The following is a 12,050-nucleotide window of genomic DNA, read 5'->3' on the forward strand; positions in this document are numbered from 1 at the left end:
TCGGCCCGCGAGTGGTGATCATTACGGGCAACGGCCCGAGAGGAGCGATGCAAATGCCTGGCACCATCCCCGTCCCGATGGCCGCAGGTCGGCATCAAGATCATATGACCCTTGCCGGCATCGGCGCTGTCACCGGGTACGGCTGGGGCCGCGAAACCCTCTGGGAGGGTTTGCTGACCGGCAAACCGGCGGCCCGGCTCTATCCAGGGTACGGCCCGGAACGGGATCGGCAGGGGTGGGTTGCCCGCGTGCCGGACGGTGGCGATCCGGATTTACCGCCCAGCCGCTACCTGCGCGCGGTCCTGGGCTCGGCGCGCGAGGCGGTGGCCGACGCCCGCGCGCGCGGCTGGCGACCCGGCCGGACGGTCGGCCTGCTGCACGCCATCGTGCTCGGGAACGCCTACGAGTGGCGGGACTTCTACACCGTCGACGGCGGGCAGCGCCGCTCGCGCGACTACCTGCGATTACTCCCCTCGACCCCGGTGTCGATGCTGATGAGCGAGTTCGGATTTCACGGCCCGGCCATGAATGTGACCGCCGCCTGCTCCTCGGCGAATGCGGCTCTGATCACCGCGCAGTTGTGGCTGGCCCAGGGCATCGCCGACGACGTGCTGGTGGTGGCGACCGACATATCAGGGATTCCGGAGATGGTGCAGCCGTTCGTGGCGCTGGGCGCGGCGATCGACGACACCGACCCCCTCGACGCCTGCCGCCCCTTCCAGGAGGGCAGCCGCGGCTTCGGTTTCGGCGAGGCATCGGTGGCGTTCCTGGCGACCCGGGACGCTGCGCACCCGTACGCGGCGATGCTCGGCGGGGCCATGTCCAACGACGGCCACCACGTGATCTCCGTGGAGCCGACCTACGAGCAGATCTTCGATTGCGTGGGCCGCGCCCTGGCCGACGCCGGCGTGCGGCCCGACGAGGTCGCCTGCCTCAACTCGCACGGGTCCGGCACCGCCCAGTGCGATGCCGCCGAAACCGCGCTGCTGACCGAGCTTTTCGACGATCGCCCCGCGGTGGTGGCGCTCAAGCCGCTGGCCGGGCACTGCCAGGCCGCCTCGGCCGGGGTCGAAGTGGCCGCCGCCGCACTGGGTTACGAGCGCGGGCTGCTGGTGTCGGCCCCGATTGTCGCGCCCGCGCATCCCCGCCTGGTCGACGGCGTCCTGCCCGGCATCGACGGCATCACGGTCAAGACGGCGCTCGGCATGGGCGGCAACAACTCCGCGGTGGTGCTCGGCCCGGTCGGCTGACCGGAACGGGTCAGTGCAGCGGAACCGACCAGTGCAGTTTGGTGCCGGACCCGTCGCCGCTGGGATCGCGGCGGGGATATACGGCCAGGCTGCCGCCCGACTGTTCCGCGCGCCGCGCCAGATCTGTCAATCCGCTGGGGGTGACGTCGTCGGGAATGCCGCGGCCGTTGTCGGACACCATGATGGTGAGATCGTCGGCCACGCCGATCTCGATGGTGATGGTGTCGGCGCCGGAATGCCGGACGGCGTTCGAGACCGCTTCGCGGACCACGGCTTCCGCGTGATCGGCGAGGGCGGGCTCCACCACCGACAGCGGGCCGGTGATGTGCATGAGCGCCCGGATATCGGTGGCGGTGGTCTGCTGCTTGACCGCGCGCTCGATGCGCTGGCGCAGCCGGGTGCTGTGCCCGTCGTCCCCGTGCAGGTCGAAGATGGAGGTGCGGATCTCCTCCACCACGTCCTGCAGATTGTTGATGGCGTCGGCGAGTCGCTTCTGCACCTCGGGAACCCGGGCCCGCGGCACCGTGCCCTGCAGGGAGAGTCCGATGGCGAACAGCCGCTGGATGACATGGTCGTGCAGGTCGCGGGCGATGCGGTCGCGGTCGGTGAGGATGTCGAGTTCGTGCATGCGCCGCTGTGCCACCGCCAGTTGCATGGCCAGTGCGGCCTGGTCGGTGAAGGCGGCGATCAACTCCACCAATTCGTCGGTGTAGGGCGCGGATTCGGCGGTGCGCAGCGTGATCAGCACGCCGAGCGTGGAATCGGGGGTGTGCAGCGGCAGCACCAGGGCCGGGCCGATATCGGTGAACGGGGCGCCGAGGTCCGTGTGGCGGGCGTCATCGAAACGCAGCGGGGTGCGGGTGGCGAGGGCCTGCCCGACGGCGGTGCCGACCGCGCGCACGGCGTGTCCGGCCGACGGCTCGCCGGGGCCGGACCAGTGCGCCACCACGAGTTCGGTGACGTCCTCGGGCGCTTCGTCCGGGTCGGCGACCACGGCCAGCACCGCTTGCTGAGAGGCGGTGAGTTCGCGCGCGTGCTCGACCACGTGGGCCAGCACCTTGCTGGGTTCGGTGTCGGCGAGGAATTCGGTGGCGATGTCGCGGGTGGCCTCGATCCAGGCCTGGCGGGTGCGCGCCTGTTCGTAGAGACGGGCATTGTCGACGGCGATACCGGCTGCGGCGGCCAGCGCCTGCAGCAGCACCTCGTCGTCCTCGGTGAACGAGTGCCCGCCGGATTTCTCGGTGAGATACAGGTTCCCGAAGATCTCGCCGCGGATCCGCACCGGCATGCCGAGGAAGGTGTGCATGACCGGATGGTGTTCGGGGAATCCGCTCGCGGCGGGGTGGCACGCGAGATCGTCCAGGCGCAGCGGTTCGGGTTTGTCGAGCATGAGGCCGAGCACGCCGTGGCCCTCGGGTAGCGCGCCGATCAGCACCCGGGCCGGCTCGTCGATGCCGTGGAAGATGAACTGCCTGGGCTGTTGTTCGCGCCCGCGCACGGCGAGCGCCCCGAAGCGGGCGTCGACCAGGATGGTGGCGGCGCGCACGATGGTGCTCAGGGTCTGGTCCAGATCGAGCCCGGAGGTGACCGTGAGCATGGCCTCGACCAGCCCGTCGATGCGGTCCCGGGCGTCGATGATCTGCTCGACGCGGTCCTTGACCTCGGTGAGCAATTCGCGTAATCGCAGCTGCGACAGCGTTTCACGCACCGAGTAAGGGCCGGTGCGGGGTGTGTCGTGCATGGTTGTCCTGCGGTCCGGCGGATACGACACGGCAAGCGAAATTCTATTCGGGCCGCGGTTGCCGGATGGCTGTCATGCCGAACGTGGCTGTCCCGTACGCAATTTCGAGGCGAGGACGGCGGCCTGGGTGCGGCGTTCCATACCGAGCTTGGCCAGCAGCCGGGACACGTAGTTCTTGACGGTCTTCTCGGCCAGGAACATCCGTTCCGCGATCTGCCGGTTGGTGAGGCCGTCGCCGAGCAGGTCCAGCAGCTTGCGTTCCTGATCGGTCAAACCGGCCAGGGGCCCGTCGAATTCGGTGCTGCGCCGCAGCCGGGCCATCAGCGCGGCGGCCGCGCGGTTGTCCAGCAGCGAGCGGCCCGCGCCGACCTCCTTGATGGCCTTGGCCAGTTCCATGCCCTTGATGTCCTTGACCACGTAGCCGCTGGCGCCGGCCAGGATGGCGTCCATCATGGCCTGCTCGTCGGTGTAGGAGGTGAGGATCAGGCAGCGCAGGTCGTCGATGTCGGCGAGCAGGTCGCGGCAGAGTTCGATGCCGTTGCCGTCGGGCAGGCGCACGTCGAGCACCGCGACGTCGGGATGCAGTGCAGGGATCCGGGCCAGCGCCTGGGCGACATCGCCGGCCTCGCCGACTACGGTCAGTTCCGGATCCTCCTCCAGGAGGTCGGTGAGACCGCGGCGGACGATCTCGTGATCGTCGACCAGGAACACTTTGATCACGACGGCCTCCAGTCTCGGGTCGCGGACGCGCGGAACGGTACCGGGCAAACGTATCGCCTGGCAGGAGAGGCCGATACCGCCGAAGGTCCCTAGTTTCCGGCGGCCGGACGACCTGGTGATCTTTTGTCGGAGGACTTTCCCTGAAAGTCGTCTGGTTCGGGACCTTCGGCACTGTCGGGGTCGGTCGGGGTGTGTTGCCATGGAGGCGGGTTGCCGGGTCGGAGCAGGGAGAACGGGGTCGGCTATGGGCGCATTCGATGTGTGGTCGAGTGGAATCGATCCGGATTTCGTAGTGACCACGCACGGGTCCGTCCCGTCGGGGGAGGTGACCCGGGTAGTGCGCGGATTGGGCCGGATTCTGCGGCGCCACGGGGTGGAAGGGCCGGTACGGGCCCGCCTGCACCGCCCTGAGTCCGAGGACGAGACCACCCTGGTGCAGGCGAGTGTGCTGACGCTGGGAAGGGCGTTCCGAGTTCAGGTCGCCGGGCCGGGACGGTTCGCGGTCACCTTCGCGCTCGAGCGGCTGGATCTGCGGCTGGGCTGCCCGCCGGACGAATTGTCCAGGCCCTGGCCGGATCCCGCGCGGCCCTCACTGTCCGCGGTGACCGAGCCGCGGCCGATCGTGCGGCGCAAGGACTGCCGACTACAGGTGGCCACACCCGCCGCGGCGGCGCGGGTGCTCGATGCCATGGACTATGACGCGCACCTGTTCATCGACGCCGGGACCGGATCCGAGGCGGTGGTCTGCTGGACCGGCCCGCTCGGAGTGCGGACCGTCGGGCGGATACGCGACGGCGTGCCGGTCCTGCTGGAGGACGAAGCGGTGACCCGGCTGTGCCTGGGCGGGCTGCCCTATCTGTTCTTCACCGATGCCGACACCCGGCGGGGCCGGCTGCTCTACCGCCGCTTCGACGGCGATCTTGCCCTGGTCGCCGCAGTCGGCGCCGAGGACCGCGCGCGCGATCGGGACCGGGATCGCGGCCGGCAGCCCCGGGCCGTCGCGAGCTGTGGGCGCAGGACGCTTCCCGCAAAATTGCCCGAGGTGGCGACTGATTTCGTGAGTCGAAGGTAACTCAGCGGGTCCGTCCGGAATCGGTTCGGGACCCAGCCGGCGGCACGGGTTGCCAGGTCGACGGCTCTCTGCCGGCCGCTGAAGGCGCGGGGAGGGAGGCGGGGACAGTGACCAGCGTTTCAGCACGCGCAGACGAACTTGTCGGTGGGTGCCCCTAGCATGGCGTCGGGGGTATGCCTGGATGCTGAAACGTTGGAAGGATGGCCAGTGGCGGATCGCCTGACGGTGCGCGGAGCCCGGGAGCACAACCTCAAGGGGGTCGATCTCGACCTACCTCGCGACAGTCTCATCGTTTTCACTGGTCTGTCCGGGTCCGGTAAGTCGTCGCTCGCCTTCGACACGATTTTCGCCGAGGGCCAGCGGCGGTACGTGGAATCGCTGTCCGCGTACGCGCGCCAGTTCCTCGGGCAGATGGACAAGCCGGATGTGGATTTCATCGAGGGTCTGTCCCCGGCGGTGTCCATCGACCAGAAGTCGACCAACCGCAATCCGCGGTCCACGGTCGGCACCATCACCGAGGTCTACGACTATCTGCGTCTGCTGTTCGCGCGCGCGGGCACCCCGCACTGCCCGGTCTGCGGTCATCTGATCGCCAAGCAGACGCCGCAGCAGATCGTGGACCAGGTGCTGGCCATGCAGGAGGGCACCAAGTTCCAGGTGCTCGCGCCCGTGGTGCGCACCCGCAAGGGCGAATTCGTGGACCTGTTCGAGTCGCTGAACTCGCAGGGCTATTCGCGTGTCCGAGTCGACGGCGTGGTGTATCCGCTGACCGATCCGCCCAAGCTGAAGAAGCAGGAGAAGCACGACGTCGAGGTGGTCGTGGACCGTCTCGCCGTGAAGCCGAGCTCCAAACAGCGCCTGACCGATTCGATCGAGACCGCGCTGCGGCTGGCCGACGGCATCGTGGTGCTGGACTTCGTGGAGCGTGACGAGCACGCCCACGATCGGGAGCGGCGCTTCTCCGAGCGGCTGGCCTGCCCGAACGGGCACCCCCTGGACATCGAGGATCTGGAACCGCGGTCGTTCTCCTTCAACTCGCCCTATGGCGCCTGCCCGGACTGCACCGGTCTGGGTATCCGCAAGGAGGTCGACCCGGATCTGGTTGTGCCGGACCCGGATCTGAGCCTCAATGACGGCGCGATCGCGCCGTGGTCGCGCGGGCAGACCGCCGAGTACTTCACCCGCCTGCTGTCGGGTCTGGCCGAGGCCATCGGTTTCTCCATGGACACGCCGTGGAGCCAGCTGCCGCTCAAGGCACGGAAGGCCGTGCTGGAGGGCAGCTCCGAGCAAGTGCACGTCTCCTACACCAACCGCTACGGCCGGAAGCGTTCGTACTACGCCGATTTCGAGGGCGTGATGCCGTTCCTGCAGCGGCGCATGGACGCTACCGAGTCGGAGGCGATGAAGGAGCACTACGACGGGTACATGCGGGACATCCCGTGCCCGGTGTGCAGCGGCGCGCGACTGCGGCCCGAGATTCTGGCGGTCACGCTGTCGGCGGGTCCGGAACAGAAATCCATTGCGGATCTGTCGGATCTGTCGATCGGGGACGCGGCGAAGTTCCTCAATACGCTGACCCTCGACGATCGGCAGGCGGCCATCGCCGCGCAGGTGATCAAGGAGATCCAGGCGCGCCTGGGCTTCCTGCTCGATGTCGGCCTGCAGTATCTGACGCTGTCGCGGGCCGCGGCCACGCTGTCCGGCGGTGAGGCGCAGCGTATCCGGCTGGCCACCCAGATCGGGTCCGGCCTGGTGGGCGTGCTGTACGTGCTGGACGAGCCGTCCATCGGCCTGCACCAGCGGGACAATCGCCGGCTCATCGAAACCCTCACGCGCCTCAAGAGTCTCGGCAATACCCTCATCGTGGTCGAGCACGACGAGGACACCATTCACGCCTCGGACTGGGTGGTCGACATCGGCCCGCTGGCCGGTGAGCACGGCGGCCAGGTGGTCTACTCGGGTCCGTACGAGGGCCTGCTGAAGGACAAGGGATCGCTCACAGGCGCTTACCTTTCCGGCCGCGAGCAGATCGAGGTGCCGCTGGTGCGCCGGCCGATCGACAAGAAGAAGCAGCTCACGGTGGTCGGCGCGGTCGAGCACAATCTCCGGGATATCGACGTGAGCTTCCCGCTCGGCGTGTTGACCGCGATCACCGGCGTCTCGGGTTCGGGTAAGTCCACGCTGGTCAACGACATTCTGGCGACCGTCCTCCAGAACAAGCTGAACGGTGCGCGCCAGGTGCCGGGCCGCCACACGCGAGTGAACGGTCTCGACCATCTGGACAAGCTGGTCCAGGTCGACCAGTCGCCGATCGGTCGCACGCCGCGCTCGAATCCAGCAACGTACACAGGCGTTTTCGACAAGATCCGCACCCTGTTCGCGGCCACGACCGAGGCCAAGGTGCGCGGTTACCAGCCCGGCCGGTTCTCCTTCAACGTGAAGGGCGGCCGCTGCGAGGCGTGCTCGGGTGACGGCACGCTGAAGATCGAAATGAACTTCCTCCCGGACGTGTACGTCCCGTGCGAGGTGTGTCACGGTGCGCGCTACAACCGCGAGACCCTCGAGGTGCACTACAAGGGCAAGACCATCGCCGAGGTGCTGGACATGCCAATCGAGGAGGCCGCGGAGTTCTTCGAGCCGGTGACCTCGATCCACCGCTATCTCAAGACCCTGGTGGACGTCGGTCTCGGCTATGTACGCCTGGGTCAGTCGGCGCCGACGCTGTCCGGTGGTGAGGCGCAGCGCGTCAAGCTGGCCGCCGAACTGCAGAAGCGTTCCACCGGCCGCACCATCTACATTCTCGACGAGCCGACCACGGGTCTGCACTTCGAAGACATCCGCAAGCTGCTGTCCGTCATCAATGGCCTGGTCGACAAGGGCAATACGGTCATCGTCATCGAGCACAACCTCGATGTCATCAAGACCTCGGACTGGGTCATCGACATGGGCCCCGAGGGCGGCTCCGGCGGCGGCACCGTCATCGCCCAGGGTCCGCCGGAAGACATTGCGGCCGTTCCGGAAAGCTACACCGGTCAGTTCCTGAAGCACGTTCTCGCCGCCCAGCCCGCCTCCCTCGCCGAACCGAAACCGGCCAAGAAGGCAGCGAAGAAGGCCCCCGCCAAGAAGGCCGCCCCGAAGACCGACGCCCAGGCCACCGCCGCCAAGAAGGCCGCCGCCGCCCGCCGCAAGGCCGCCGCCTTGCGCTGACACCGAGATTCGCGGTGGCCCCACCGCATGGCTGTGAGGCCACCGTCATGCGGGCGGTGCGCCGTCGAATTGACGTTTCGGGCCCGTCGGTTCGTCGCAGGTTGGCAGCTTCGGGACCGCTGACGCATCGACGGCATTGTCGAAGTCGAAATGCGGGTTCTCGAGGCGGAAGTCCTCGCGGTTGAACTCCATGACGATCCTCCTGTGCCGATTCCCATTCTCAAAATAGCGGCGCGAACGGAATGCCATTGTTCAGAAAGCGGAAGGGCTGGTCATGGGTGTTGTGGCGGATCGGTTGGCGGAGTTGGGGATCCGGTTGCCACCGGTTGTGAAGCCACCGCCCGGTCTGAATGTTCCGTTTGCGTGGGTTCGGGTTTCGGGGCGTCGCGTGCTGGTGTCCGGGCACGGTGCGCTGACCGCGGATGGTCGAGCCGCCGGGCCGTTCGGCAAGGTGCCGAGTGTCGTGTCACCGGCCGAGGCGAGCGAATCCGCGCGCGGTGCGGCGCTGGCGATGATCGCCGCCCTGGAGGTCGAGCTCGGTGATCTGGATCGGATCTCGGCGTGGCTCATGGTCAATGGCATGGTGAACGCCGATCACGGCTTCGCGGGCACGACCACCGTCATCAACGGCTTCTCCGATGTCATCCTCGAGGTCTTCGGCGCCGAGATCGGCCGGCACGCCCGTACGGCCGTCGGCTTCACCACGCTGCCGCTCGGCTACTGCGTCACCGTCGCCGCGGAAGTGGAGATCGACGGCTGAGCGCAGCCGAAAGGCCCCGCACCGGAATCGGTACGGGGCCTTCGTATTTCGTGGTTACCGAGCTGTTACTCCGCGGTCGCGAGCGGCGGGCTGAGTTCCTTGACCTCGGCGATGCGGCCGAAGTCGAGTTTCACGATCTGGTCGGCGCAGTCGAAGTACCGGTCGTCGTGGGTGATCACGATGACGGTCTTGCCGCGTTCCTTGAGCTTCACCAGGATCTCCCGATAGAAGACGTCGCGGAACTTGGGTTCCTGATCCGCGGCCCACTCGTCGAACATGTAGATCGGGCGATCCTCGAGTAGTGCGGTCAACAGCGCCAGGCGCTTCCGCTGCCCCTGGGACAGCGCGATCGTCGACAGCCGGCCGTTCTCCACGGTGACCTTGTGATCGATCTGCAGTTCCTTCAGGTACTTCCGGACCTCGTCGTCGACGCCCTCGTCGAAGCCCAGGTAGTCCTCGAACAGGTGGAAGTCGGTGAAGACCGCCGACGAGTTCTGCCGGAACCACTCGATGTTCTCGTGGTCGATCGTCTCGCCATTGAGCGACAGGTGGCCGTGCTGCGGGACGTAGAGGCCCGTGATCAGCTTGGCCAGCGTCGATTTGCCGCTGCCGTTGCCGCCCACGATGAAGCTGATCTGGCCGGGCGAGAAGGTCAGGTCCAGCGGTCCGAGGTGGAAGCCCGACCCGTCGGCCTGGGGCGGGGCCATGGGCGCGCCCACCGGGACGGGGTGGCCGCCGTGGTCGATGAACCGGTGGCCGTTGACATCCGGCCGATCGGTCCCGCGCGGGCCGTGGCCGGGCGGCGGGCCGGCGGGTCGTCCACCCGGATGCGCTCCGGGCCGTCCGCCCGTGGGCGCGCCGGGTGCGCCGGGGCGCTGGCCCCCGCCCGGGTGCGGCCGCGCACCGCCACCCGGGTGAGGTCCGGTGCCCGGCGGCGGTCCACCCGGTACGGGCGGGAACGCCGGCGGCGCTTCGGTCAGATAGTTGTAGCTGACGTCATTGAGCTCCAGCCGCGCTGCCGTGGCGGCGGGCCGCTCGGTGTAGGGCAGCGTCGATTCGTCGTGCGCGGTCTGGATGGACAGGTTCAGCGAGCGAATCTTGGCCAGCGCCACATCGCCGCGCAGCAGGTCGGGAATGCGGTGCATGAAGTTCTGCATGGGCATCGAGAGGAACGTAGTGACCAGGACATAGCCGACCATGACGTTCTGCGGCAGGTCCAGCGCCCGCGCCAGGCCGAACAGGATCAGGGCCATGGTGCCCAGCTGCAGCAGCTGGCCGAAGCCCTGGGCGAAGGTGAACTTCGAGCCGGCGTCGACGTTCTGCACCCGCAGCTTCTCGGCCGAGCCGAGCAGCTGCCGGTCCATGAAGTCGCGTCGCCGCCCGCGGTGCAGCTTCAGCTCCTTGATGCCGAGCGACACCTCCTGGAAGGACCGCAGCAGGCCGTCCTCGTTCTCGCGGGCGTCCTGGTACAGGTGTCGCACCTTCTTGAGAACCGTTTCGACACAGGCGATTCCGAGCAGGGTGCCCGCGACGGTGGTGGCGAAGATCGGGCCGGACACGATCGCGAGGAACACGAAGCAGCCGATGATGGTCGCCAGGTCGATGCAGATGCTCGGAATAGCGGTGACCGCCTGTGACAGTGACCGCACGTCCTCGGTCAGGGTCGCGATGAGGCGGTGCTGCCCGAGCCGCTCGAGGTGTTCGAGCGGCGCGGACACGATGCGGGCGCTCAGGTCCGCGCGCAGGCGGTAGATGGCCTCCTGCGCGAGCCGGATCAGCAGCACCTGCGAGATCACGCCGCTGATCAGGATGATCAGCGCGGTCGCGACGAACGCCTGGACCGTGACGCCCGGATGCGGTTCCGGTGACACCACTCCCCGAATCAATGTCACCAGGTAGGTATTGGCCGCACCGCAGACCAGACCGGAGGCGATGACGCCGGCGATCCGCATCCACGAGATGGAGATGAGGAATCTGAAGAGTTGCATGGCTGCTGGGCTCTCTGGACGAAAAACTGATGCCCGGTCAGGGGCGGATGATGTCGAAGACGACGCCTTCGAGGGTGACGCCCGGTGCGAAGGAGAACGCCACACCGGTCGAGATCGGCTGCGTGGCCTGCTGCGCGATCATCTGCTCGAGCACGAAGATCAGTGAGACGCTGAGCATGTTGCCGTACTCGGCGAGCACGTCCCAGCTGGTCGCCGCCTGCTCGGAGCCGATGCCGAGCGAGCGCACCGATTCCTCGATGATCTTCGGGCCACCCGGGTGGATCGCCCACAGGTCGACGTCGGTCTTGGTCAGGCCGTTGCGCTCCAGCACGCCGGTCACCACCGGGTCCACCCCGCGCAGAATGTACTGCGGCAGGTTCTCCGACAGCTCGCAGGTGATGCCATTGTCGTTGACGCCCAGGACGATTCCGTCCTCCGCGTCGTCGAACAGGTAGCTGAAGCTGTCGCGGATGACGACCGCGCCGGCGGGCAGCGGCTGCTGCGGCTGGCTGGCGCCGATGACCACCGCGCCGCAGCCGTCGCCGAAGAGGCTGTGGATGATGACATCGTTGATGTTGTCGTCGAACACGGCGTTCACCGAGCTGAGTTCGATGCAGACGACCAGTGCCTTCTTGTCCGGGTGCGCCCGGACGTAATCCACCGCGGCGCGCACGGAGTTCATGGCCGCGGCGCAGCCCATGAAGTTCACGATGACGCGGTTGACGGCGGGGGACAGGCCCAGCTGCTTGACCACGGCCACGTCCACGCCGGGCGCGATGAACCCGGTGCTGGTGGCGAAGACCAGCATGCCGATCTCCGAGGCCGGGTCCTCCAGATGGGCGATGGCGCGTCCGGCCACGTCCACGGCCAACGGCACCGCGTGCTCGTAGAAGGTGTTCATCCGGTCCCGGATGGTGCCGACTTCCTTGCTGTAGGACAGGAATTCGGGGTCGACCGGGTCCACCGCGAGGTGGCGGGTGGTGATGCGGGTCTTCTGGTAGATCCGCGGGATCCGGGCCTGCTGCACCGGATCGGCGAACAGTCCCGCCACCTGGGCGGCGGCGTCGGCCTGCGAGAAGATCCGGGCCGGCGAACCGGTCGCGATGGACTCGATCACGCCGACGGCGGTCGGCGGGGTCGGCGGCAGTGGGGCCGGTGCGAAGCCTTCCCGGTGCAGGAAGGCCGGACCGTGCTCGCCCCCCGCGAGCCGGGCAGCCGCCGAAGGGCGGGCGCCCTCTTCATCGATGGTGATAGACACGAAATACTCCCCTCGTTTCGAGATGACGACCCGCGGTGCGGCCGGCGCATGTGC

Annotated in this window: 9 protein-coding genes; 4 read left to right on the plus strand and 5 right to left on the minus strand. The window is 68.0% G+C overall.

Going from position 1 to position 12,050, the window contains the following annotated elements:
* Window positions 1–104: 104 nt before the first annotated feature.
* Entirely contained in the window at window positions 105–1,250 is a 1,146-nt protein-coding gene (locus ON33_RS07625) for a beta-ketoacyl synthase N-terminal-like domain-containing protein (RefSeq protein WP_040856884.1), read from the plus strand.
* Window positions 1,251–1,260: 10 nt separating this feature from the next.
* Here ON33_RS07625 and ON33_RS07630 read toward each other — a convergent pair whose 3' ends face one another.
* Window positions 1,261–2,991 carry a sensor histidine kinase gene (locus ON33_RS07630; protein ID WP_040856886.1) on the minus strand — a complete coding sequence of 577 codons (1,731 nt, stop codon included), beginning with the start codon at window positions 2,989–2,991 and terminating at the stop codon, window positions 1,261–1,263.
* A gap of 72 nt (window positions 2,992–3,063) precedes the next feature.
* Window positions 3,064–3,711: a response regulator transcription factor gene (locus ON33_RS07635; RefSeq protein WP_040857073.1), complete on the minus strand. Its 648-nt coding sequence runs from the start codon at window positions 3,709–3,711 to the stop codon at window positions 3,064–3,066.
* 244 nt (window positions 3,712–3,955) lie between these two features.
* On the opposite strand from ON33_RS07635, the gene ON33_RS07640 reads away from it, so the two are divergent.
* Window positions 3,956–4,783 carry a sigma 54 modulation/S30EA ribosomal C-terminal domain-containing protein gene (locus ON33_RS07640; RefSeq protein ID WP_063710955.1) on the plus strand — a complete coding sequence of 276 codons (828 nt, stop codon included), beginning with the start codon at window positions 3,956–3,958 and terminating at the stop codon, window positions 4,781–4,783.
* Between the two features lie 207 nt (window positions 4,784–4,990).
* Window positions 4,991–7,990 (plus strand): excinuclease ABC subunit UvrA, encoded by a 3,000-nt coding sequence (gene uvrA / locus ON33_RS07645; protein WP_051151755.1) that lies wholly within the window; start codon window positions 4,991–4,993, stop codon window positions 7,988–7,990.
* Between the two features lie 45 nt (window positions 7,991–8,035).
* Here uvrA and ON33_RS41010 read toward each other — a convergent pair whose 3' ends face one another.
* Window positions 8,036–8,182, minus strand: coding sequence for a hypothetical protein (locus tag ON33_RS41010; protein ID WP_157184445.1), 147 nt, complete (start codon window positions 8,180–8,182; stop codon window positions 8,036–8,038).
* A 196-nt stretch (window positions 8,183–8,378) separates the two neighbouring features.
* Between ON33_RS41010 and ON33_RS07650 the strand changes: the two genes are divergently transcribed.
* On the plus strand, window positions 8,379–8,750 hold the full coding sequence (locus ON33_RS07650) for a RidA family protein (protein ID WP_373281019.1): 372 nt from the start codon (window positions 8,379–8,381) through the stop codon (window positions 8,748–8,750).
* Between the two features lie 65 nt (window positions 8,751–8,815).
* On the opposite strand, the gene ON33_RS07655 is transcribed toward ON33_RS07650, so the two are convergent.
* Window positions 8,816–10,738, minus strand: a complete 1,923-nt coding sequence (locus tag ON33_RS07655; RefSeq protein ID WP_051151756.1) for an ATP-binding cassette domain-containing protein — start codon at window positions 10,736–10,738, stop codon at window positions 8,816–8,818.
* Window positions 10,739–10,775: 37 nt separating this feature from the next.
* Window positions 10,776–11,915 (minus strand): type III polyketide synthase, encoded by a 1,140-nt coding sequence (locus tag ON33_RS07660; RefSeq protein ID WP_051151780.1) that lies wholly within the window; start codon window positions 11,913–11,915, stop codon window positions 10,776–10,778.
* Between the last annotated feature and the right edge of the window lie 135 nt (window positions 11,916–12,050).

Source organism: Nocardia niigatensis NBRC 100131 (assembly GCF_000308655.1).
Taxonomy (GTDB): Bacteria; Actinomycetota; Actinomycetes; order Mycobacteriales; family Mycobacteriaceae; genus Nocardia; species Nocardia niigatensis.